This window comes from Sphingomicrobium sediminis (assembly GCF_023805295.1).
GTDB lineage: Bacteria > Pseudomonadota > Alphaproteobacteria > Sphingomonadales > Sphingomonadaceae > Sphingomicrobium > Sphingomicrobium sediminis.
The window spans coordinates 1,612,312-1,636,076 of sequence record NZ_JAMSHT010000001.1 but is presented as its reverse complement, the minus strand read 5'-3'; the positions used below and the strand labels follow the sequence as shown (position 1 = coordinate 1,636,076).

Below are 23,765 nucleotides of genomic sequence, written 5' to 3'. Positions count from 1 at the left end.
CCCGAAAAGCGCGCTTGGATGCGTTCAGCCGACCGCAGCGTCCAGCGCGGCAATGTCGATCTTCGCCATTTCCTGCATCGCAGCGAAGGCCGCTGCAGCTGTCTTCTCATCGCCGAGCAGGTCGAGCAGGCGGCGCGGGGTAATCTGCCAGGCAAAGCCGTAATGGTCGGTGATCCAGCCGCAGGCCATTGGCTGGCCGCCCGCCTCCAGCAGGGCATTCCAGGCGGCGTCGGTCTCCGCCTGGTCCTCGGTCACGAGCATCAGGCTGCTGGCCGGGGTCGGGGCAAAATGCTCGCCGCCGGCCAACAGCATCACGCTGCGTCCGGAAATGGTCATGTCGACCGTGATCGGATCGCCTTTCTTGCCGCCGACATAATCGGCCGGCGCGGGATCGATCGAGCGGATCTCGCTATTGGGGAAAGCCGAGGCGTAAAAGCGCGCGGCTTCGGCAATGTCGGCATCGAGCCAGAGGCAGGCCTGGAGATCGCTCATTGATCGAGCATCGGCGCGAAGCCGCCATAGATCATCCGCTTGCCGTCGAAGGGCGGCTCACCGGCTGGCGGATTGTCCTTCATCCACTCCTCCATCTTGGCCCAGCCCGCATTGCGCGTGTCCTTGTCGGGCCACTCGACCCAGCTGAAGATGGTCTTCTCACCATCCTCGGCCAGGACGGCGGTGTGGAAATCATTCTGCTTGCCGGGCGGGCAATCCTCCTCGACCGTCTCGACGACACGGGTCGCGCCCCATTCCCTGAAGAGCGGCGCCATTTTCTCGGCCATCTCGCGATAGGCGTCGAGTTTTCCTTCGGGGACCGGGATCAGGTAACCGTCTATATAGGCCATCGTCGCTCTCCTCTTGTGCGTGCCGACGCATATCAGAGTGCATGGAGTCGGCACCAGTGGGGCCCGGCCGATCCGAATTGGCCCAAAGTCCGCCATTGTGGCGCGGCGGCTAAGCCCTTAAGTCAGGCCCCATGAACGATATCACCAACGCGCCCACGGGTACGGTCGGCGAGACCGTGCTTGCCGCCCCCGATACCGAAGTTTCCGTCCGCGACGTCTTCGGCATCGACAGCGACATGAAGGTCCCGGCTTTCTCCAAGGCTGACCCGCGCGTCCCTGATACCGACCCGGCTTATGTGTTCGACCCGGACACGACGCTGGCCATCCTGGCGGGCTTTGCGCATGACCGCCGCGTCATGGTCCAGGGCTATCACGGCACGGGTAAGTCGACGCATATCGAACAGGTCGCAGCGCGCCTCAACTGGCCGCTCATCCGTATCAACCTCGATGCGCATATCAGCCGTATCGACCTTATCGGCCGCGACGCCATCGTCCTCAAGGACGGGCAGCAGGTCACCGAGTTCAAGGAAGGTTTGCTTCCCTGGTGCCTGCAGCATCCCGTCGCGCTGGTGTTCGACGAATATGATGCCGGTCGCCCCGACGTGATGTTCGTGATCCAGCGCGTGCTGGAGACCGAGGGCAAGCTGACCCTGCTCGACCAGAATCGCGTAATCCGGCCCAATCCGGCGTTCCGCCTGTTCGCGACGACCAACACGGTCGGCCTTGGCGATACGACTGGTCTCTATCACGGCACGCAGGCGATCAACCAGGGCCAGATGGACCGCTGGAATATCGTCACCACTCTCAATTACCTGCCGGCAGAAACCGAAGCGCAGATCGTGCTCGCCAAATCGGGCGAATATGACAAGCCTGAGGGCAAGGAAGTCGTCTCGAAGATGATCAAGGTGGCGGACCTGTCGCGCCAAGGCTTTATCAACGGCGACATCTCGACCGTGATGAGCCCGCGTACCGTCATCAGCTGGGCGCAGAATGCGCTCATCTTCGGCGATGTCGGCTATGCCTTCCGCGTCTCGTTTCTCAACAAGTGCGACGAGGCCGAGCGCCCGGTGATTGCGGAATATTACCAGCGCGTCTTCGGCGAGGATCTGCCCGAAAGCGTCGCCCACCGCGCCTAAGACAACCCGCGCCAACGATTGGCCGGACAAAAGAAAACCCCGCCGCGGCAATGCCGGGCGGGGTTTCTTCTTGCTTGGTGAGGAGGGCCTAGATGCCGCCGCCACCTGCATCGAGCATGATCTGCGCCATGTCGAATTCGGGCATGCCTTCCAGCGTGACCTGGAAGTCGGCAACGCCGTCGCCGTCGACATCAGCCGACAGCACGCCATTCTGGTAGTTCACCTCGCCGGCCGTGCCGGTGAAGTCGGCATCGCCGACAAAGGTGAGGTCCACGCCTGCCGCTTCGCCGATACCCGAAAGGTCGATCATGTCGCCTTCGCTGGCATCGAAGTCGGTGATGATGTCGCCGATTTCGATATGGTCGAAGTCGAACGTATCGGCACCTTCGCCGCCGGTGAGGACGTCGGCGCCCGAACCGCCATTGATGATGTCCGCGCCTTCATAGCCGTCGATGACATCGTCGCCGGCACCGCCATCAATCATGTTGGACACTTCATTGCCCCAGATGACGTCGCGGCCACTCGAACCGATCGCATTCTCAATGGTCGTGCCATAGGCGATCGAGAAGTTCGAATAGTTCGAGGCGAAGACACCGGAAACGCCGGTATCAGCCTGGATGCTGTTGGCGTTGGCGACCATGAAGTTGGACATGATCGCATTGATCGAGCCTTGGCTGTAACCGCCAATGTCGAAGCCGATCAGCTCGCTGATCTCGGCGCGGGTCGTGTTGACCAGTTCCTCCGACGCAAAACCGTCGCCGATCGAGCTGAACGAACCGGCGTGGAGATCGAGGAAGTTGCCAAGGCTGGTGAAGCCAGACATGTCGATCGTGTCTTCACCGCCCGCATCGTACAGCGAAATGAACGGATACGGGTTCTGCTCAAAGTCGAAGACCCACAAATCGGTGTTCGTGTTGAAGCCGTACACCGTATCGGTGGCGCGCGTGTCTGGATCAGCCCCGTAGATCGACTGGATCGTCAGGATGTCGTGGAGCATCGGGCCCTGGGCATTGTGATTGGTGAAGCTGTCCCAGGCAATCACACGCGCACCGGTCTCGCCGGGGCTCCAATAGGACATGATCGAATATTGCGTGCTGTCCTGCGCATATTCGGCCTGGTCTTCATAATTGGTCGCGCCGGCACCATTGTAGGCGCCCGGATGCGACAGGCCGAGCGAGTGACCGAATTCGTGAACGAAGACGGTGTTGCCATAGCCGCCGTCGGTGAACCATGCGTTGGTCCAGTTGAGCGCCGGGTCGGTGATGAACACGTCGCCGCGATAGCCGTCCCACCAGCCCTGAATTTCGCCGGGGAAGTAGGCAAAGGCCTGTGCCGGATCGGCCGAGTTGGCCACGATGATGTCGGCAACCCCTGAGCCGCGACCATTCACTTCGACAAATTGCTGCGGGATGAGGTCGTCCCACATCTGAAAAGCGATGCGCGCCGCATCTTGCTGCGCTGCACTCAGGCTCGACATGTCGGTGCCGCCGCTAATGTTGAAGAAGTCGCCATCCTCGGTCTTGAAGCGACCGGGGAAGTGTCCCGACTGCAGCCAGCCAGCCGCGGTGTTCGCATTGAAGCTGTAGGTGATCACGCCATCATCGGCGCCCGGCATCCGCGTGCCGCTGTCGATCTGGTCGATAATGCCTTGTTGGTCGAGGATAGGCTTATCGCGGAAGGTGAACCCGGCAAACGGGTCGAGATTAAACTCTTGTGGTTCATCGCTCACATTTTCAAAGCGATCGGGGCGGTCTTCGAACCGGTGCCCACAGGCGCAAACGCCATGCTCGTTATGATTGTGGACGTGATCGTCCGACGTCTTCGTATAGCTCTTCTTGGTGGCCATTCCGTCTTTGCTCCCCAACTAGGACATACAAAAACGCGCCCGATACGCATGGGCGCGCCCCTCTTGTGATTCGCAGCGTGGCGGCGGAATTCGGCTTTCGTCAAGTTTGGGTAGGAATTTAGTAACCATGTTTGCAGCTTCGGCGCGAGAGCGTGTCCGGAAGAACACGATTTCGCGTTGCCTGCCCGACATTTAGAAGAGTTTTCCCGATTTCGGACAGCGTGACCGGATTCGGGACAGATTGATTTCGCCCGCTGCCACGGCCACATGGACGGCAATGGCCGATACCGACCAACTCGACAAATTCCGCCGCGCGCTCGTCGGCGCTGCGCGTGCCTTGGCGCGCGATGAAGCGCTTGAGATCGCCTTTGCCGATCATGGCCGCCCCGATGCAGCGCCGGGCAAGGTGCCCTCGCCCGGCCGCGACATGGCGCCGCGGCTGGTGGCCGAAGCGCGCGGGGCAGCCGATGCGATGGCGCTCAAGAAGCGCTTTCACGACCAGGCGGTGCATGCCGCGACCGCGCCCGGCGATATCGAAGCACGCGCGCTTTACGACGCGATCGAGACGGCGCGGGTCGAGGCGCTGGGTACGCGCGAATTTCCTGGCGTCGCCGACAATCTCGACGCTCATGTCTCGGCGCGCACGCGGACCAGCGCGATCGCCCGCGCACGCACCAAGGAAGAGGTGCCGCTAGAGGTCGCTGTCGGGCTGATGGTGCGTGAGCGGCTAACCGGAAAGCCCGTGCCCGAAAGCGGCGCCAAGGGCGTCGAACTCGTGCGCAAGCATGTCGAAGGCAAGGCGGGCGAGAACTTGGACGCTCTCATCGATGCGATCGACGACCAGCAGGCCTTTGCCGCACTCGTCCGCAAGATCCTCCACGATCTCGAATTCGATCTCGGCGAGGAAGATGGCGAGGCCGAAGATCCCGAGGACGCCGAGGATGATGGCGACGAGGATGCCGACGAGGACCAGTCCGAAGATGAAGGCGAGGACGAGGATTCGGGCGCGGACGACGACGAGGCCGACCAGCGCGGCGAGGAAAGTGAAGGCGACGAGCAATCCGGCGGCGATCCCGATGACAGCGATGCCCCGCCCGATGGCGGCGAGGACATGGAAGACGGGCAGCAGCCGCGCCAGGGCGCCCGACCCGACTGGGCCGACGCGCCGAGTGCCGGTTATCGCGTCTTCACCGACAGTCATGACGAGATCATCCATGCCGAGGAGTTGTGCGACGCCGACGAGCTGGATCGCCTGCGCGCCTACCTCGACAACCAGATGTCCGGTCTTGCGGGCGTCGTCACCCGGCTCGCCAACCGCTTGCAGCGCCGCCTCATGGCGCAGCAGCAGCGCAGCTGGGCCTTCGACCAGGAAGAGGGAATGCTCGACGCCGCGCGCCTTGCCCGCGTCGTCGTCTCGCCGACCCACAGCCTGTCCTACAAGATCGAGACCGATACCGAATTCAAGGACACTGTCGTCAGCCTGCTAATCGACAATTCGGGCTCGATGCGCGGACGGCCGATTTCGATTGCAGCGATCTGCGCCGACATCATGACGCGCACGCTGGAACGGTGCGGGGTGAAGACCGAAATCCTCGGCTTCACGACGCGCGCTTGGAAGGGCGGGTTGTCGCGCGAGGATTGGCGGGCGGCGGGCTGCCCGGCCAATCCGGGGCGGCTCAACGACCTGCGTCACATCATCTACAAGAAAGCCGATGAACCTTATCGCCATGCGCGCCGGCCACTGGGCCTGATGATGCGCGAAGGGCTGCTCAAGGAGAATATCGACGGCGAGGCGCTGATCTGGGCGCACCAACGGCTGCTCGCGCGGCCCGAGGAGCGACGCATCCTGATGGTCATTTCGGATGGCGCGCCGGTCGACGATTCGACCGGTTCGGCCAATGGCGGCACCTATCTCGAGCGCCATTTGCGGCAGGTCATTGACTGGATCGAAACCAAATCGCCGGTAGAGCTGGCTGCCATCGGGATCGGGCATGACGTGACGCGTTATTACCAGAAGGCCGTGACGATTATGGATGCCGAACAATTGGGCGGCGTGCTGATCGAACAGTTGGCAGCCTTGTTCGACACCGATATCCGATAAAAAGATGGCCCGACAGGAACGGGTCCTGCCGGGCCTCCCTCGTTACGCGACGCGAGGGAATTTTGGGACAGGGAAAAGGGGAAAACCCTGTCTATGCAAATGCTTATGCCAGAACGGTTCTCAATCGAAACTGAATAATACATGCAGCATTGGTTCATGAATCTGGAGCGCGTCGCGCTGTCCGTCTTGCTCGCGGCGACGATCACCTATGCACACCGAAACCATGTCCGCCCGGCAACGCCATTGCCCGAGCCGGTCGAGCAGGTGTCGCTACGTTCGGTATCGATCGAGGGCGACTTACCGAGTGGTTGGACTGTCGGCGCGGCCTGGCAGATCGAGCGCGGCGGCTGGTGGATGGGCGGCTTTTCCGGGCTCGAATTCGATGGCGAGAATTTGGTGACGCTGTCCGACAGCGGGGTGGTCCATCGCTTCACGCCGCCCGGGCCTCATGCCGAATCGCTTGAGTTGCGGCCGCTCGTGTTGATGCCAGAACCTCTGTCCCGTGATTCCGAGGCCATCCTTGTTGATGGGGACAGGCTCCGCATCGCCTTCGAAGGCGACCATCGTGTCGCTGATTATCGAGCGGACGGCGCGCTAGAATCGGATGTGAGAATTGCCAACCTCTTCAAACGCAATCGTGGGGTCGAGGCGCTGCTTGCGGGCGACCCCGCCATCGCATTCGGCGAGCTTGGCGATGTCGCGCTGTCGCTGGAAAACGAACCGCGCGAGTTGGAAGTCCGTGGCGCGCGATACAGCGTGACGGGCGCAGCGCGATGGCCTGGCAGCGACCAGCCTTTATTGTTGCTGCGGCAGTTCGGATTGTTTGGAATGCGCGCCTTCGTGGCCGCTGCCGATGTCGGTGAGGATGCCGTCGAAGTGAGCGAGTTACAGCCACTGCCGCTCGGCCGGTTCGACAATGCGGAAGGCCTGGCAGTGCGCGCCAAAGCGGGTGGCGGCTATGAAGTCTGGGTCGTCACCGACGACAACAGGCGCGCGCCGCTCCGGAGCCTGCTGGTCCGGTTCGACGTCGCGCCTGATGGATGGCCCGAGGGCCTGTCGAGCGATTAAGCCGGCTTAGGCCTGCGCGGCCTTGGCCTTCGCAACTTCGCGCTTCAGCTTGGCAGCCTTGGCGGAGAGCTTGTCGTCGCTGGTCTTGAGCAGCCAATTGTCGAGGCCGCCGACATGTTCGACCGAACGCAGACCGTTGGTCGACACGCGCAGCTTGACGCGACGGTCGAGGGTTTCGCTCAGCAGCGTGACATTCTGCAGGTTGGGCAGAAAGACCCGCTTGGTCTTGTTGTTGGCGTGGCTAACATTGTTGCCCACCAGCCGGCCCTTGCCGGTCAGTTCGCAGACGCGCGACATAATTTCTATCCTGTGGTCTTGGAGAATCCACCGAAGGACCCTCTGAAAGCGCGTCCAACTAACCGCTAACCCACGACAGGTCAACCGATTCGCACGTTAAAGCACCGTAACGTCGGCAACCCGACATATGTTGGCGCGTTATCCTGCCACATCACCCGGTGGGGCGGGTGTCACAATTACCCGATAGGAGGAAACATTGCGCGCGTTGCTGGCGATTCTGATTCTGCTGATAGCAGTCGTGGGATTGGCCTTGGCAACGGGCGTTGTCGATCCTGCGCCCGGCGTAAAGGACGGCGAGGAGGCCAGCCGCGCTGTCGAGGAGGATATCGATCGCATGCAGGAAGGTGACGATCGTTTTGCAGTCGAAGCAGGGACCGTTTCTCCCGGCGACAAAAGCGACGGCTCCCCGTCGGCGTCATCCGAACAGTCATCCAACGACATGCCGACCGACGAAGATCAAGACGAGGAGCCCGCGGTCACAGCCCCGTGACAGGCGGGCCCTGACGCAGTAGCTGCGTTGGGACCATGACCCGATTTCCACTTCCCGACCCGATGCGCCGTGCGCTCGATTTGGCTGCCGCTGCAGCCGAGGCGGGCGAGGTGCCCGTCGGCGCAGTCGTGGTCGACGCGGCCGGCAAGACGATCGGCGAGGGCGAAAATCGGATGCGGCGGAACCGCGATCCCAGCGGTCATGCCGAGATCATTGCCTTGCGTGCGGCGGCCGCCGAGCTCGGTAGCGAGCGGCTTGACGGGTGCAGCCTGTGGGTCAGCCTCGAGCCTTGCGCCATGTGTGCCGGTGCGATCTCGCTGGCGCGGATTTCCAAGCTCTATTTTGCGGCCGAAGACCCAAAAGGAGGCGCCGTCCTGCACGGGCCGCGTCTCTATACGCAGCCGACCTGCCATCACCGTCCCGATATCATGAGCGGGATGGGGGAAGAGGACGCCGCCGCGCAGCTTCGCGACTTTTTCGCGGCGCGCCGGACATGAAAAACCCCCGGCCAGCATGCGCTGCCCGGGGGCTCCTCAATCTCCGACGAGATGTCAGCTTGGCTTAGTAGCCGCCCTGCACGTCGTCCTGCGTCACCGGCACGACGCGGATTTCCACGCGGCGGTTCTGCGAGCGACCATATTCGGTCGAGTTGTCTGCAATCGGCTGGGTCTCGCCATAGCCGAGCGTCGCCATGCGGGCGCGGGCAACGCCCTGGCCGGCCAGATAGTCGGCGACCGACTGGGCGCGACGCTGCGACAGCTGCTGGTTGTAGGCATCCGAACCGGTCGAATCGGTGTGACCGAGCACGTCGATATAGGTCGATTCATATTCGACTAGGACCGAGGCGATCTCGTTCAAGGTGTTATAATATTGCGGCTGGATCGATGCGCTGTCGACCGGAAAAGTCAGCGCTTCGTTGGGCATGCGCAGCAGCAGGTTATCGCCTTCGCGCACGACGTCGACGCCGGTGCCCTGGGTGGCCGCGCGGGCTTTCTGTTCCTGACGATCCATATAGGCACCGACCGCACCACCGGCGACGGCACCGACACCGGCACCGATAATCTTGGCCGTACGGTCATTGCGACCGCCGACAAGGTCGCCGAGCAGGTAGCCGAGCACGGCACCGGCACCGGTGCCGACCGCGGCTTCCGTCGAAATACGGCGTTCGCCTGTCACACCATCGGTGGTGCAGGCGGCCGTGCCCATGCCGGCGCAAATGACCAGCGCCGTGAGTTGCTTCTTGTAACGCATGAATATCTCCCTCTGAGGAATCTGAACTGTCACCCATGCCAAGTCCGCTGGGGTCGTTTCGGTTCCGTGGAAAGCGCTGGACCCCTGCATATTTCCCACGGCTGAACGTGCATGCTTGTCGTCTTGCCGCGCTTGCGGCTAAGGGAATGGAAGCAAGCATAATGAACGCACCTTCCCCCTTTCCCTGGCTCGATGTCCTCGTCCTTCTCGCGCTGATCAGCCTCAATGGCGTCCTGGCGATGAGCGAACTCGCCATCGTGTCGGCGCGCACAGCGCGGTTGCGCTCACTGGCGGATGGCGGATCGACCGGCGCGGCGCGGGCTATCGAGCTGGCGAGCGATCCCGGACGCTTCCTCTCCACGGTGCAGATCGGGATCACCCTCATCGGGATCGTGGCGGGTGCCTATTCGGGCGCCACGTTCGGACAGCCGGTGGCCGAGCGGATCGAATTGCTGGGCGTTGCCGGCGATACGGCCGACGCCATCGGGTTCGGCCTCGTCATCGTGCTCACCACCTATGTCAGCCTCGTCATCGGCGAACTGGTGCCCAAGCAATTGGCGCTCCGTAATCCCGAGCCGATCGCTGCGGTACTGGCGCGGCCGATGCATTTCCTGTCCAAGCTGACTGCGCCCTTCGTATGGATTCTCGATGCCAGTTCGAGCGGGCTGTTCCGCCTGTTCGGCTTCAAGCGCGAGAGCGATCAGTCGGTCACGGCCGAAGAACTGCACCTCGTCGTCGCCGAAGCCCAGACGGCGGGCGTGCTCGAGGAATCCGAGCGAGCGATCATTTCTTCGGTGGTGCGTCTGGCCGACCGCCCGGTGCGCGAGATCATGACGCCGCGCACCGAGATTGACTGGCTCGAGGCCAAGGCGACGGCACAGGAAATTCGCGAAGAACTGGCCGATACACCGCACAGCCGCCTGCCGGTCGCCAATGGGTCGATCGACGATATTGTCGGCATCGTTTCGGCGCGCGACCTGCTCGACACGATGCTTGACGGCGATGCGCTGGACCTCACCGCGCTGGCGCGGCCGGCACCGATCATTCCCGACTTGATGGATGCCATGGACGCGCTCGACGTGCTGCGCGAGGCCGATGTGCCGCTCGCGCTCGTGCATGACGAATTTGGTCATCTCGACGGCATCGTCACGCCGGGCTCGATCCTCACGGCGCTGGCGGGCACGTTCCGCAACGACGAGGACGAAGAAGAGCCGCTCAAGCAGCGCGAGGATGGCAGCTGGCTCGTCTCGGGCGCGACCAATGCGGAGACGCTGGTCGAGAAGCTCGGCATCAAGCTCAGCGACGATCGCGATTATTCGACCGCCGCGGGCCTTGCCCTCGACGTGCTGCGGCGCCTGCCCGAAGAAGGCGAGAAGTTCGCCTTCCAGGGCTGGATTTTCGAAGTGGTCGACATGGACGGTCGCAAGATAGACAAGCTGATCGCGAGCCGCTCGAAGAAGCGCCGCAAGAAGCCGGCGCCGGACACCAAGACCGACTAGAGCTTGCCGAACTTCGCTTCGTAGCCGTCGACGTCGCCGCGGGCGAGATAATCGGCTTGCTCGACGACCTTGTCGCGCGTGAGGCGGCCCTTGAAGCTGCCCAGCTGATTGTCGATCGCTTCGACCTGCGACGGCGAAAGCTTGGCGATCTGTTCGAAGCGCACGAGACCCATGCCGTTCAGGGTCTGCGCCAGCTTGGGGCCAACGCCCTTCAGCTGCCGCAGGTTGTCGGGTTCGCCAGTCGCGCCGGGAAGCTCTTCGTGAATCTCGGCCTGCATGAACTGGCCGAGCTCGTCGCTGAGCCCCGCAGCGCCGGCATCGACGACCGTCTTGCCTTCCTTCGACCGGCCATCCTCCACGCCTGCCATGTGCGGGCGTGCCGGCGTGTCATCGCTGAGGCGCACTGATTGCTTGGGGCGGAAAAGAAAGAAGGCGGTGATGATGCCGATAACGACAGCGACGACGATGACCGGCCAATATTGTTCGAGCAGGGTCTGCATGTTTGTCCCTTAGATATAGCGGTTGGGATCGCGCTGGCGCCGACGCAACCGGACCAGCGCGTATCCGAGAATGAGTCCAAGGCCGAAGCCGGCAAGCCCCAGCAACTCAGCCTCGACGATCAGCGGCAGGAGAGGTTCCCCGCGCACCGTACGAACGCCGGGCTGGACCCACTGCACGTCCTCGATCGTCTCGATGCCCTTGAGAATGCGGGCGAGCTCCCGGCGCTGGAAATCGTCGGCCTCGCCGGTCAGCCAGAGGCGCCGGACGAGCGGATCGCGCTCCATGAAGGGCGTGATTTCTTCCATCTCGAAATATTCGAGATTGATGCGGGCGACCGTCTCGGTTTCCGAAACGATACGCGCCCCGGCATTGCCAACCGGACCGTGCCACAGGGCAGCAGTCGTAATGGTGAGCAGGATGCCGAGGAGGAGGGCGATGCGAGGCTTCATTTGGCCCCGTCTGGCATGCTCCCTTGGTCACTTGCAAGCGCTACCAGTTCGACAAATTGCTGGCGCCACGGATCGGCACCGCGTTGCGAGCCAGCGAGGCCGCGAATGTGGCCGTAGCTGAAGCGCGCGAGCATCTCGTCGCCGCGCAGCTTCTGTCCGAAGGCGGCGACGGCGGCCTGGAAGGCGAAGTCGCCGACCGGCACGGCGGCAGCGCGTAGCTCGCTGGCCATCAACGGCTGCTGCAGCAAGCGCGATTCGTCTTCGCCCGGCAGCTTGTAGCGCAGCTTCACATAGGCGGCTTCCGCGCCCCAGTCGGGCGTGCGGGGCGATGCCTCGCCATAGCGGCGTTCGGGCAGCCAGCCTTCGCGCCCGACCAACACGACCTCGTAGAGGGCCGTGACCTGGTGGCCTGCGCCAATATCGCCGGCATCGACCGCATCATTGTCGAAATCCTCTTCGGCCAGCGCGCGATTTTCATAGCCGATAAGGCGATATTCGGCGATGACGGCAGGGTTGAACTCAACCTGGAACTTGACGTCGCCGGCGATGGTGAACAGCGTCGAGGATAATTCCTGGCCGAGGATCTTGTCGGCCTCCATCTTGCTGTCGACATAGCCGTAATTGCCGTTGCCGGCATTGGTCAGCTTTTCCATCATCGAGTCATTGAGATTGCCGCGGCCATAGCCGAGCACGGTCAGCGTGATGCCGCTGTCGCGCTGCGCCTCGATGAAGTCGGTGAGGCGGTCATCCTGGGTGATACCGACATTGAAATCGCCATCGGTGGCCAGGATGACGCGGTTGATCCCGCCCTCGACAAAGCTCGACCGTGCGGTCTGGTAGGCGAGTTCGAGGCCGGCGGCACCGGCGGTCGACCCGCCTGCGCGCATGCAGTCCAGCGCGGCATGCACCGCATCCTTGTCGGCAGTGGGTTCGAGGACGAGGCCCGATGCGCCGGCATAGACGACGATCGAGACGCGATCGTCGGGACGCAGCCGCTCGGCAAGTTGCTTCAATGAGTAGCGGACGAGATCGATCTTGTCCCCGCTCGACATCGACCCCGACACGTCGATCAGGAAAGTGAGGTTGGCGACCGGTCGATCGGCGCGCGGCAGGTCGTAACCACGAATGCCGACGCGCATCAGGTGGGTATCAATATTCCAAGGCGTGATCGCGCTATCGAGGCTGACCGAAAAGGGCTGGAGCCGGTTTTCGGGCAGCGGATAATCGTAGCGGAAATAGTTGAGGAACTCTTCGGTGCGGACCGAGGCCGAGGGCGGCATGTTGCCATCCATCAGGAAACGGCGGGCGTTGGAATAGCTCGCCGTGTCGACATCGGCCGAGAAGGTCGAGACGGGGCTGTCGGCGACGCGCATGACGTCGGAGACTTCCTCGCCTTCGTAGCGCTCGGTGTCGCGGACCGGCTCGTACTGGAGGACCTGCGGGCGCGGCGATGTCATGGCCATGTCCGCAGGCGCCATGCGGCTGGGCGAGGCCATGACAGGGGGCGGTGGTGCAGGCGGCGGCGGCGGCGAAGGGGGCGGCGCGGAGGCCATCATCATGACTTCGTGCCCGCGATCATCGGTTCGGCAACGTACGTTGGGATGAATACCGTCTTCGGGGTGCGCCATGCTGGCGGACATCGCTGCAGGCAAGGCCGGCGTTGCGGCGGTGGGGGTCAGGGCCAGCGAGACACCGGCGGCGAAGGCAAGCAAATGATCCGTCTTCATTACGCGCTCCCTTTTTAGATGTGATAATGTATCAACATCCCCGGGATCGCAGGAGCAAGCTGAGTCTTCGATGAACGGAAATTTAATGTCGCTCTAGCTCGCGCCACCCGATGTCGCCGCGGTGGAAGCCGTCGGCAAAGTCGATTTTGTCGAGCGCGACATATGCCGCATCGCGGGCTTCCTTGAGGTCGGCACCGGCTGCGGTGACGTTGAGGACCCGCCCGCCTGAGGCGACCAGCGCGCCGTCCTCGCCATGCGCCGTGCCGGCCTGGAAGATGATCGCTCCATTTTCTTCGGCGGTCTCGATACCGGAGATCGTGCCGCCCTTGGCGGGGCTGGCGGGATAGCCCTTGGCGCACAGGACGACGGTCATGACATGCGCGTCTTCCAGCGCAAGATCGTCGGCCTCGGCGAGCTTGCCTGTCGCCACCGCCATCAGGATCTCGCCAAGGTCGCCGGCAATGCGCGGCATCACGACCTGGCATTCGGGATCGCCGAAGCGGACATTATATTCGATGAGCTTGGGCCCGTCCTCTGTCAGCATCAGGCCCGCATAAAGAACGCCGCGATAGGGATGGCCCTTGTCGGCAAGATGCTTTGCGGTGGGGATGACGATATCGCGCATCGCCTGCTCGGCCAACTCGTCGGTCAGGACCGGTGCGGGGCTGTAGGCGCCCATACCGCCCGTATTGGGCCCGGTATCGCCTTCGCCGACGCGCTTATGGTCTTGTGCGGATGCTAGGAACACTGCGGTTTCGCCGTCGACCAGCGCAAACAGGCTGGCTTCTTCGCCCTCCAGGAATTCCTCGATGACCAGCGGCGCATCGCCTGCCTCTTCGATCGCCTTTTCGGCTTCGTCGCGGCTCATCGCGACGGTGACGCCCTTGCCGCCGGCGAGCCCGTCCGCCTTGACCACGACCGGGCATCCGAAGCGGTCGAGCGCCTTGCAGGCCGCTTCCATGCCGCGCACTTCGTCGAAGGCCGCGGTGGGAATGCCGGCTTCGGCGCACAGGCGCTTGGTATAGCCCTTGGAGCCTTCCAGCTGTGACGGTTCCTTGTCGGGGCCGAAGCAGGCAATGCCCGCATCACGCAACATGTCGCCGAGCCCATCGACGAGTGGCGCTTCGGGGCCCACCACGACGAGATCGCTGCCCAGGTCTTGTGCAAGCTTGATCGTGGCGTTCAGATCCCCCAGATCGAGATCGTGCCGCGCATCGGCCCAGCGTTCCATGCCGGGATTGCCAGGCGCGACATCCAGTTGCTCGCAGCTGGGACATTGCGAAAGCCGCCAGGCCAGCGCATCTTCGCGTCCGCCCGAACCCAAAAGCAGGATTTTCATGGTCTCTCCCGATCCGACATCTTCAGGCCTGTTAGCGAGCGAGAAGGCTGGCGACAATGCGCCCGCGCAAAGCGTCGGCGAATTGTCTGCGGCATTGAAGCGCACGGTCGAGGGCGCGTTCGGCAATGTCCGAGTGCGCGGCGAGATTTCCGGCTGGAAACGGGCTGCTTCGGGCCATTGCTACTTCGCCTTGAAGGACGAGGATGCGGTGATCGATGCGGTGCTGTGGCGCGGCCAGGCGCAGCGCCTCGCTTTCGCGCCCGAGGATGGCGCCGAGGTCGTCGCGACCGGCAAGCTCACCACCTATCCCGGCCGTTCCAAATATCAGGTCGTCGTCAACAGCCTGGAATTGGCAGGCGAGGGCGCGCTCATGGCGCTGCTCGAGAAACGCAAGAAGCAGCTGGCAGCCGAGGGCCTGTTCGATGCCGCGCGCAAGCAAGAGCTGCCTTACCTTCCCAAGGTCATCGGGGTCGTCACCTCGCCGACCGGCGCGGTGATCCGCGACATCCTCCATCGGCTCCACGACCGCTGCCCCACCCGTGTCATCCTCTGGCCCGTGCAGGTGCAGGGTGAGAGCGCGGCGGGACAGGTCGCAGCGGCGATCAATGGCTTTGACGCCATGACGTCAGATGGCCCCGTGCCGCGTCCCGACCTTCTCATCGTCGCGCGCGGGGGCGGGTCGATCGAGGATCTGTGGGCCTTCAACGAAGAAGTCGTGGTGCGCGCCGCCGCCGCCTGTTCCATCCCGCTCATCAGCGCGGTGGGGCACGAGACCGACACGACCCTCATCGACTATGTATCCGACAAGCGCGCGCCGACGCCGACCGCTGCTGCGGAAATGGCGGTGCCGGTGCTGGCCGAATTGCGCGGCTGGATCGGCGAACAGGGCGAGCGTGCGGCCGGCGCCCTGCGTCGCCAGCTCGATCGCATGGCCGAACGCCAGCAAAGCCTCACCGACCGTTGGCCCGCCCCGACACGCCTCGTCGAGGAGCCGACCCGGCGGCTGGATGAGATGTCGAGGCGCCTCCAGCGCGGTCTGGTCAGCAGCGCCTCGAGCGCACGCGGCGACTTGGCCGGCATTGCGGGCCGCCTCGACCGGCGCCTCATCGATCAGGCCATCGACCGGCGGGCCGAGCGGCTCACCGCGCAGTGGGACATGGCCAAGCTCGTCCATCCCGACCGACCGCTCTCGCGCGGCTATGCCCGCGTGACGGCGGGCGATTCGGTGGTGACGACGGCCAAGCAGGCGAGCGCTGCCGATGCGCTTACCCTGCACTTCGGCGATGGCACGGCCGATGTGGTTCCCGCCGGCAAGACACCGCCTTCCGCACCCGTTGCACCGCGCCGCAAGACATCCTATCGAGCGCCCAAGACGCCCGAAGGCCAACGCGGCCTGTTCGATACGGGCGACAACGGAGACGCATGATGTTGATGGGCGGCGGACGCGAAGCACGCATTCACTATGGGGACGGCACCTTTCGCCTGATCGCCCATGGCGACCATGTACGTTGTGCCGTTACCGGAACGATCATCCCGCTCGCCGAACTCAAATATTGGTCGGTCGAGCGCCAGGAAGCCTATGTCGACGCCGCGGCGAGCCTTGCCGCCGAACAGCGCGCAAAGGGCGGCATTCAGGGCTAAAAATGCGGCTGCACACCCCTGTGGCATGAGTGACACAGGTCGGTAACAAAAGCCGTTACGCCCCCGCTCTTTCCTTTACAGACCGGGGGGTTCTCCCTCTACACCGAGAATCACGTGGGCGTGTTTGTGCACCTGCGGGGAATTTTGGGCGGGGATATCCCACTCGATTTCAACGGAGATATATTAATGAAGAAAGCTACTTTGCGCGCAACGGCTTCGGCTCTTGCGCTCCTGGGGGCGGGAACGGCAGGTTCGTTTATCGCCGCGGCCCCGGCGGCCGCACAGGACTTTACCAACGCGCAGCTGAGCGGGACGGTCACCGATGAAGGTGGTGCCCCGGTCGCTGGCGCAGAAATCATGCTGGTCGGTAACCAGGGTCAGAGCCGTACGACGGTTTCGGACTCGAGCGGTAACTACCGCTTCGGTAACGTGCCGCAGGGCACCTACACCCTGACCGTGATGCAGGGCGGTGAAGAAGTTTACCGCGCCGAAGACTTCCGTCTTCTCGGTTCGCAGAACGCCGTCGGTGACATCACGCTCGCGAGCGATCCGATCGTCATCACCGGCACCGGTCTGTTCATTAACGACTTCGAGGGCACTACGCTGGGCCTTAACGTCGACGTCGAAGAGCTGACCACGCGCGTTCCGCTTCCCCGCGACCTGACGTCGGTCGTTCTTCTCGCCCCGGGCACGACCCAGGGTGACTCGGCCTTCGGTAACCTCGCCTCGATCGGTGGTTCGTCGGTCGCTGAGAACGCTTACTACGTGAACGGCCTCAACATCACCAACTTCGACAACTACCTGGGTTCGGCTCGCGTGCCGTTCGACATGTATCGTTCGGTCGAAGTGAAGTCGGGCGGTTATCCGGCCGAATTCGGTCGTGCGACCGGTGGTATCGTCAACGCCGTCACCAAGTCGGGTTCGAACGAATTCTTCGGTGGTATCCACCTCGACTGGTCGCCCGACTGGGGTCGTTCGACCGGTAAGGACTTCGAGACCTGCAACTACGACGACAACACCTTCACGACGTTCACCTGTGAAAACACCACGAACCGTGAAGCCGATTATGCCCAGAGCTACTCGGCCGTCCTCGAAGCCGGCATGCCCGTCATCAAGGATCGCCTGTTCGTCTATGGTTTGATCGAGTTCCGCGAAAGCGAGAGCCGCACGGTCAGCCGTCCGAACAGCTTCTCGACCCGCAACATCCAGAACGACCCGTTCTGGGGTGTTAAGGTCGATGCATATCCGATCGACAGCCAGCACCTCGAATTCACCATCTTCGACACCCGTCGCCAGACCCAGCAGGCCCGTGCGCCTTATGCTGAGACTGCCGATGGCTTCTCGATCGGTGGCTACAGCGAGACCGGCCGTTTCAACTTCGGTGGCGTCAACTGGGTCGGTAAGTATACCGGCAACTTCACCGACTGGCTGACCGTCTCGGCTGCCTACGGTAAGATGGAAGACCGCTTCGACAACGTTGCGCTCGGTGCGGCTGCTGCCGAACCGCCGTACGTCAACTTCTCGGGTCAGACCGTCAACGGTGTTCCGGATGGTTCGTTCGTCGGCAACCAGACCACGACCAGCACGACCGCTCCGTACGAAACCGAGCGTAAGTTCTATCGTGGTGACGTCGATCTGTACTTCGACGTCCTCGGTGAGCACCACATCCGTGCAGGCTTCGACGTTGAAGAGACCACGCTGTCGCGTGCGACCATCTACAACGGCGGTGACTTCCTGTTCGCTAACAACCTCATCACCTCGGAAGCTTACAACGCCGGTGTCGGCGGTGCGGGCATCTACTACATCATCTTCCCGGGTCGTCGTTCGGACGGCAGCGTGGGCCTGGTCCAGGATCAGATCTACTTCAACTCGGGTGGTGCGTTCGACGGTGTGAACCAGGCGTTCTACATCCAGGACGAGTGGAAGGTGAATGAGCGTCTGACGCTGAACCTCGGTCTGCGTCGCGACGACTTCAAGCTGAAGAAGGCCGACGGTTCGACCTTCGTGGAGCTCGACAACAACATCGCGCCGCGTCTCGGCTTCACCTACGACCTGTGGGACAATGAAGAAGGCAAGCTGTACGGCTTCTTTGGCCAGTACTACCTCCCGGTTGCTTCGAACACGGCGTTCCGCTTTGCCGGTACCGAGTTCTTCTTCCGTGAGCGCTTCGACTTCGAAGGCTTCCAGACGGTCGGCGGTGTCACGGTTCCCGATTTCTCGGGCAACCAGATCACCGACGCGGTCGACAGCCGTTATGGCTCGCCCTGCCCGTTCCGCCTCAACCCGAACGCTGCTGGTGGCAACACCTGCCGCGTGACCGGTGACGGTTCGGTTCCGGACAGCCAGGCTGCGTTCGCTGAGAACCTCGAAGCCACCAAGCAGTCGGAATACATCATCGGTTACGAGCACGACTTCGGTTCGTTCACCGGTGGTATCGCCTACATCCATCGCAACCTCGACCGTACGGCCGAAGACGCCGCGATCGACATCGTCGTTCTCGAGTATTGCGAAGAAGTGGGCATCGTCGGCTGCGAAAGCATCTGGACCGGCTTCCACCAGTACACCACCTACAACATCGGCGGCGACCTCACGGTCCTGCTCGACGGTGATGCGCTGTGCGATACCGACCCGCGTGCTTGTGAAATCGTGACCTTCGCGGCGGAAGACCTGCCCTACGGCGAAGCCACCCGTACCTATGACGCTGTTGAAGTCACCTTCAACCGTCCGTGGGACGGCAGCTGGAGCCTGGGTGGTTCGTACACCTGGTCGCGCAGCTACGGTAACACCGAAGGCTACGTCCAGTCCGACTTCGGTCAGGATGACGCTGGTATCACGCAGGACTTCGACCAGCCGGGCTTCGTCGACTTCGCCGAAGGCCGTCTGCCGAACGATCGTACCCACCGCATCAAGCTCTTCGGCGCCTATCAGCCGCTCGAAGGCCTGGTCATCGGTGCGAACCTGTCGGTTGACAGCCCGCGTCCGCTGAGCTGCTTCGGCTTCCACCCGACCGACGTGTTCGGTAACCTCTACGGTGCGGCGTCGAACTTCTGCGGCCTGCAGGGCATCCAGCGCGGTACCGCGTCGGAGACCGATTGGGTCAGCACGCTCGACCTGTCGGCGCGTTACAACTGGGATATGGGCAACGATCGTCAGATCGCCTTCACGGTTAACGCGTTCAACGTCCTGAACTCGCAGGCTGTCACGCAGCGTAACGAGTTTGGTGACCGCGACATCGCGACGTCGAATGCTGATGGCGAACCGACCTCGGTCATCGCCAACCCGAACTACGACCTCCCGTCGGGCTACCAGGCCCCGCGGAGCCTCCGGTTCGGCATCGACGTCACCTTCTAAGCTTCGGCTTAAAAGGCGACAGCCAAAAAGAGGGGGGTGGGCTTCGGCCCGCCCCCTTTCTTTTTGCGTGAAGGTTGGGCGCGAGAATGTGCGCCAAAAAGAAAGGGCCGCCCGGTACATCACCGGGCGGCCCTTTGCTTGTTCGACTGCTGGGAAGCGCTAGCCGTTATAGACCTTGCGGAACGGCTCCAGCCATGTGTCGATAGCCTTGGCCTGGCCGATCTTGCTAGCGCTGATCGGCTCGCGCACCTGCGCCACACTGGCCGTCTGGACGTCGCGATCGGCGCGATGGAAGTCGGCGATGCCGTCTTCATGCTCCAGGCCGACATGATCGAGGATCTTGCCGATCCACGTTTCGGGATCCTGGACCAGTTCTTCATACTGCACGGTCAGGATGTGCTCGGGGAAGAGCGCGGCCATCTTGGCATGCACGCGATCCTCGATCTTGTAGTAGCGGGCGATGTCCTCGAACGACCAGCTCCACGGCACGGGGCTCGCGAAATAGTTGCGATAGGTCGACCAGGCCATGTCCTCGGGATCACGGCGCAGCCAGATCATCCGCGCGTCGGGCAGCATCTGGAAGAGCAAGGGCACCATCTGGCCCTGCAACAGGGTCTTGTCGACGACATGACCGCCCTTGCCGAAACGTTGCTCGAGCAAGTTCTCGTACTTCTCGGCGAGATGGCCCCAAGGGTCATCGCCAGAGTGACGCGTCTCGAAGCCCTTGGCCGCCTGCGGCATGACGCCGCCGACGGGAAGGAGTGCCGGGCGAACGAGATTGATCTCGGCGCCGCCATCCACCTTCGAATGGGCGTTGAGCAGCGAATCCACAAGCGTCGTGCCCGAACGGGGCAAGCCGTTGACGAAGATGGCCCGCGAGCCCTTGTGCGTGGATGGCGTCAGCGCCTTGATGGCGTCGCTGTCCCACGCGTCGAGCAGCGCATCGACGGCTTTCTCCATCTGGTCGAGGTCCATTTTCTCGACGGTCCGGCGCAGCGCTGCACCCTCGCCATATAGCTCCATCGCCTTGTCGATATTGCCGGCGTCGAAGTGCGCCTTGGCGCGCGCATAGGCAAAGCGCGACCGCGGATCGGCAGGCAATTGCTTGGCCTGCTCTTCCAGCGCGTCCATCGCGGCCAGATCGGGATCGTCCGCGCTAAACGTCTTGATCATCGCCAGCGCGAACCAGCTGAACGGTGCAAAGTTGCTGTTCTTGATGGCGTTGCGCAGGTGCGTCTCGGCCGCCTCGGTGTCGCCGCGGTTGGTCGCGATCGTACCCAGCAGGTGCTGGACATGCGACTGCGCGCGGACATTGTCGGGCAGCTTGGCAGCTTCCTTGACGACGAGGTCGGCGCGGCCATGCGCTGCGAGCGAGCCCCAATAATGCAGCACGCGTTCGAGCCGCATGGGCTGCGTCTTGGCAAAGCGGCGCGCCGCTTCGAGCGCGATGTCGATCTCGCCGATCTGCGTGGCGAGACGTTCGACGCTCGCCCAGCGCTCACCGCTGCGAGGCCCTTCTGCGAGATCCTTCTGGAGGAGATTGACGGCCTTGTTGCGCGCGCCCTGCTTCAGGGCGTCAACGGCCTGCGCGACGGTCGATTGGTTCTGATTCATGAACCGCCTTCTAGGCCGCTTCGTCACCGCCAACAATGGTCAGTTGCCCATCGCCCTCATCGACCTTCACGGTCATGCCATCATGGACGCGCCCGGCGAGGATTTCGTCGGCGAGCGGGTCCTGCAGATACTTCTGGATCGCCCGCTTCAAGGGCCGCGCGCCATAGACCGGGTCGTAGCCGACACGGCCAAGCCAGGCGCGCGCGGCGTCGGTCAGCTCAATGACGATCTTCTTGTCGTCCAGGAGCTTTTGGAGGCGCTTGAGCTGGATATCGACGATCGGCCCCATGTGCGACTGCGACAGGCGGTGGAACAGGATGATCTCGTCGAGGCGGTTGAGGAATTCGGGGCGGAAATGGCCGCGCACGACTTCCATGACCTGGTCCTCGACGACCTTGGGATCGGCATCCTCTTCCTGCTGCGCCAGATATTGGCTGCCGAGATTGGAGGTGAGGATGATGATCGTATTGGTGAAGTCGACCGTGCGACCTTGCCCGTCGGTCAGGCGCCCGTCGTCGAGCACCTGCAACAGGATGTTGAAGACGTCGCCATGGGCTTTCTCGACCTCGTCGAACAGGACGACCTGGTAGGGGCGGCGGCGCACCGCTTCGGTGAGCTTGCCGCCTTCTTCATAGCCGACATAACCCGGAGGCGCCCCGACGAGGCGGGCGACGCTATGCTTCTCCATGAATTCGCTCATGTCGATGCGCACCATTGCAGTGGGATCGTCGAACAGGAATTCGGCCAATGCCTTGGTGAGCTCGGTCTTGCCCACGCCGGTCGGCCCGAGAAACAGGAAGCTGCCCAGCGGACGGCCGGGATCCTGCAAGCCTGCACGGCTGCGGCGGACCGCCTTGGCCACCGCATCGACGGCTTCCTTCTGGCCGATGACGCGCTTGCCCAGCAGCTCTTCCATCTGCAGCAGCTTCTCGCGCTCGCCCTCCATCATTTTCTCGATGGGAACGCCGGTCCAGCGGCTGACGACGGAGGCGATGTCCTCGTCGGTCACTTCCTCGCGCAGCATCGCGCCCTCGGTGGCGGCGCTGGCTTCCTCGAGCTTCTTCTCGAGCTCGGGAATGCGGCCATATTGCAGCTCGCCTGCCTTGGCGAGGTCGCCGGCACGCTGCGCCTGTTCGAGCTCGATGCGGGCGGCATCGAGATCGGCCTTGAGGTCGCCTTCGGCGTCGATCTTGTCCTTTTCGGCCTGCCAGCGCTGGGTCAGCTCGGCCGACTGTTCTTCCAGCTCGGCCAACTCCTTCTCGAGTTTGCCGAGACGGTCCTTCGAGCCCGCATCCTTCTCCTTCGACAGCGCCTCGCGTTCGATCTTCAGCTGGATGATACGGCGGTCGAGGCTCTCGATTTCTTCGGGCTTGGATTCGACTTCCATACGGATGCGCGAGGCGGCCTCGTCCATAAGGTCGATGGCCTTGTCGGGCAGGAAGCGGTCGGTGATGTAGCGATTGGACAGGGTCGCCGCCGACACCAGCGCCGCATCGGTAATGCGCACGCCGTGGTGAAGCTCGTATTTTTCCTTGAGGCCGCGCAGGATCGAGATGGTGTCGGGCACCGTCGGTTCCTCGATCATGACGGGCTGGAAGCGGCGTTCGAGCGCGGCATCCTTCTCGACATATTGGCGATATTCATCGAGCGTCGTCGCGCCGATAACGTGCAGCTCGCCGCGCGACAGGGCCGGTTTCAGCAGGTTGCCGGCATCCATCGCGCCGTCGGTTTTCCCGGCGCCAACCAGCTGGTGCATCTCGTCGATGAACAGGATGATCTGCCCGTCCGACTGCTTCACCTCGTCGATCACGCCCTTGAGGCGCTCCTCGAACTCGCCGCGATATTTCGCACCGGCGATGAGGGCGCCCATGTCGAGCGAAACGAGCGTGCGGTCCTTGAGACCGTCGGGCACGTCGCCATTGGCGATGCGTAGCGCGAGGCCTTCGGCGATGGCGGTCTTGCCGACGCCGGGTTCGCCGATGAGGACTGGATTGTTCTTGGTGCGCCGCGCCAGCACCTGGATGGTGCGGCGAATTTCCTCGTCGCGGCCGATGACCGGATCGAGCTTGCCCGACTTGGCTTTCTCGGTGAGGTCGACGGCATATTTCTTGAGCGCGTCGTAGCGATCCTCGGCATTTTGCGTGTCGGCAGTGCGGCCGCCTCGCAGATCCTCGATTGCGCTGTTGAGGCCTTGCGCAGTCACACCAGCCTGCTTGAGGGCTTCGGCGACATCATCCTTGCCCATCGCGGCGGCGAGCAGCACGCGCTCGACCGTGACATAGCTGTCGCCCGATTTCTCGGCGACTTCCTGCGCCCGGTCGAGGAGGCGCATCGTGTTGCCGTCGACACCCGGGGCCTGGCTGGCGCCGCCACCGGTGACGCTCGGCTCCTTGGCCACGAGCGTGTCGACATTCTTGCGGGCCATGCGCGCATCGCCGCCGGCCTTGGCGATCAGCCCGGCGGCCATGCCCTGCTCGTCATCGAGCAACGCCTTGACGAAATGCGCCGGCGTGATGCGCTGGTGATTTTCGCGCGCTGCAATGGTCTGCGCTGCCTGGAGGAAGCCGCGCGCGCGTTCGGTCAGTTTTTCCAAATCCATCTTGTCCGCCCCTC

The 23,765-nt window shown here is 63.2% G+C and carries 20 protein-coding genes; 9 read left to right on the top strand and 11 right to left on the bottom strand.

The features are described from left to right. Nucleotides 1-24: 24 nt before the first annotated feature. On the bottom strand, nt 25-492 hold the full coding sequence (locus NDO55_RS08450; protein ID WP_252114268.1) for a VOC family protein: 468 nt from the start codon (nt 490-492) through the stop codon (nt 25-27). Continuing rightward, the gene (locus NDO55_RS08445; RefSeq protein ID WP_252114267.1) at nt 489-842 is read right to left on the bottom strand and encodes a DUF1428 domain-containing protein; all 354 of its coding nucleotides are present in this window, start codon (nt 840-842) and stop codon (nt 489-491) included. Before NDO55_RS08445 ends, NDO55_RS08450 begins: the two co-directional genes overlap by 4 nt. Nucleotides 843-973: 131 nt before the next feature. On the opposite strand from NDO55_RS08445, the gene cobS reads away from it, so the two are divergent. Next, complete coding sequence (gene cobS, locus NDO55_RS08440) at nt 974-1,978, top strand: cobaltochelatase subunit CobS (protein WP_252114266.1); 1,005 nt, start codon at nt 974-976, stop codon at nt 1,976-1,978. 88 nt (nt 1,979-2,066) lie between these two features. Here cobS and NDO55_RS08435 read toward each other — a convergent pair whose 3' ends face one another. Further along, entirely contained in the window at nt 2,067-3,824 is a 1,758-nt protein-coding gene (locus NDO55_RS08435; protein WP_252114264.1) for a M10 family metallopeptidase C-terminal domain-containing protein, read from the bottom strand. Between the two features lie 277 nt (nt 3,825-4,101). Here NDO55_RS08435 and cobT point away from each other — a divergent pair, with 277 nt between their 5' ends. After that, entirely contained in the window at nt 4,102-5,925 is a 1,824-nt protein-coding gene (gene cobT, locus NDO55_RS08430) for a cobaltochelatase subunit CobT (RefSeq protein WP_252114262.1), read from the top strand. Between the two features lie 141 nt (nt 5,926-6,066). Next, complete coding sequence (locus NDO55_RS08425; protein ID WP_252114260.1) at nt 6,067-6,993, top strand: esterase-like activity of phytase family protein; 927 nt, start codon at nt 6,067-6,069, stop codon at nt 6,991-6,993. 6 nt (nt 6,994-6,999) lie between these two features. On the opposite strand, the gene rpmB is transcribed toward NDO55_RS08425, so the two are convergent. Next, nucleotides 7,000-7,290 carry a 50S ribosomal protein L28 gene (rpmB, locus tag NDO55_RS08420; protein WP_252114258.1) on the bottom strand — a complete coding sequence of 97 codons (291 nt, stop codon included), beginning with the start codon at nt 7,288-7,290 and terminating at the stop codon, nt 7,000-7,002. 196 nt (nt 7,291-7,486) lie between these two features. Here rpmB and NDO55_RS08415 point away from each other — a divergent pair, with 196 nt between their 5' ends. Both NDO55_RS08415 and NDO55_RS08410 read left to right on the top strand, forming a co-directional pair. Beyond that, nucleotides 7,487-7,780, top strand: a complete 294-nt coding sequence (locus NDO55_RS08415; RefSeq protein ID WP_252114257.1) for a hypothetical protein — start codon at nt 7,487-7,489, stop codon at nt 7,778-7,780. A gap of 35 nt (nt 7,781-7,815) precedes the next feature. Continuing rightward, entirely contained in the window at nt 7,816-8,277 is a 462-nt protein-coding gene (locus NDO55_RS08410; protein ID WP_252114255.1) for a nucleoside deaminase, read from the top strand. A 64-nt stretch (nt 8,278-8,341) separates the two neighbouring features. On the opposite strand, the gene NDO55_RS08405 is transcribed toward NDO55_RS08410, so the two are convergent. Beyond that, on the bottom strand, nt 8,342-9,031 hold the full coding sequence (locus NDO55_RS08405) for a YiaD family glycine zipper/OmpA-like lipoprotein (protein WP_252114253.1): 690 nt from the start codon (nt 9,029-9,031) through the stop codon (nt 8,342-8,344). A 161-nt stretch (nt 9,032-9,192) separates the two neighbouring features. Here NDO55_RS08405 and NDO55_RS08400 point away from each other — a divergent pair, with 161 nt between their 5' ends. Continuing rightward, nucleotides 9,193-10,530: a hemolysin family protein gene (locus NDO55_RS08400; protein WP_252114251.1), complete on the top strand. Its 1,338-nt coding sequence runs from the start codon at nt 9,193-9,195 to the stop codon at nt 10,528-10,530. Here the strand turns inward: NDO55_RS08400 and NDO55_RS08395 are convergent. The 4 genes from NDO55_RS08395 to purD all read right to left on the bottom strand — a co-directional run bounded on the left by NDO55_RS08395 (nt 10,527) and on the right by purD (nt 14,546). Continuing rightward, a complete protein-coding gene (locus NDO55_RS08395; RefSeq protein ID WP_252114249.1) occupies nt 10,527-11,030 on the bottom strand; it encodes a hypothetical protein in 504 nt (167 codons plus the stop codon). The genes NDO55_RS08400 and NDO55_RS08395 overlap by 4 nt on opposite strands. Before the next feature lie 9 nt (nt 11,031-11,039). Further along, nucleotides 11,040-11,480, bottom strand: a complete 441-nt coding sequence (locus tag NDO55_RS08390; RefSeq protein ID WP_252114247.1) for a hypothetical protein — start codon at nt 11,478-11,480, stop codon at nt 11,040-11,042. Next, a complete protein-coding gene (locus tag NDO55_RS08385) occupies nt 11,477-13,207 on the bottom strand; it encodes a vWA domain-containing protein (protein WP_252114245.1) in 1,731 nt (576 codons plus the stop codon). The genes NDO55_RS08390 and NDO55_RS08385 overlap by 4 nt, the downstream gene beginning before the upstream one ends. 82 nt (nt 13,208-13,289) lie before the next feature. Next, entirely contained in the window at nt 13,290-14,546 is a 1,257-nt protein-coding gene (purD, locus tag NDO55_RS08380; protein ID WP_252114243.1) for a phosphoribosylamine--glycine ligase, read from the bottom strand. Here purD and xseA point away from each other — a divergent pair. The 3 genes from xseA (at nt 14,545) to NDO55_RS08365 (ending at nt 19,538) form a co-directional block, all read left to right on the top strand. Next, nucleotides 14,545-15,972, top strand: a complete 1,428-nt coding sequence (gene xseA, locus NDO55_RS08375) for an exodeoxyribonuclease VII large subunit (protein ID WP_252114241.1) — start codon at nt 14,545-14,547, stop codon at nt 15,970-15,972. The two genes, purD and xseA, sit on opposite strands and share 2 nt — an antisense overlap. Further along, on the top strand, nt 15,969-16,187 hold the full coding sequence (locus NDO55_RS08370; protein WP_252114239.1) for a DUF2093 domain-containing protein: 219 nt from the start codon (nt 15,969-15,971) through the stop codon (nt 16,185-16,187). The genes xseA and NDO55_RS08370 overlap by 4 nt, the downstream gene beginning before the upstream one ends. A gap of 186 nt (nt 16,188-16,373) precedes the next feature. Further along, nucleotides 16,374-19,538 carry a TonB-dependent receptor gene (locus NDO55_RS08365; RefSeq protein WP_252114237.1) on the top strand — a complete coding sequence of 1,055 codons (3,165 nt, stop codon included), beginning with the start codon at nt 16,374-16,376 and terminating at the stop codon, nt 19,536-19,538. 159 nt (nt 19,539-19,697) lie between these two features. On the opposite strand, the gene NDO55_RS08360 is transcribed toward NDO55_RS08365, so the two are convergent. Together NDO55_RS08360 and clpB are read right to left on the bottom strand one after the other, a co-directional pair. After that, entirely contained in the window at nt 19,698-21,152 is a 1,455-nt protein-coding gene (locus NDO55_RS08360) for a tetratricopeptide repeat-containing sulfotransferase family protein (protein ID WP_252114235.1), read from the bottom strand. 10 nt (nt 21,153-21,162) lie between these two features. Continuing rightward, entirely contained in the window at nt 21,163-23,751 is a 2,589-nt protein-coding gene (gene clpB / locus NDO55_RS08355; protein ID WP_252114233.1) for an ATP-dependent chaperone ClpB, read from the bottom strand. Between the last annotated feature and the right edge of the window lie 14 nt (nt 23,752-23,765).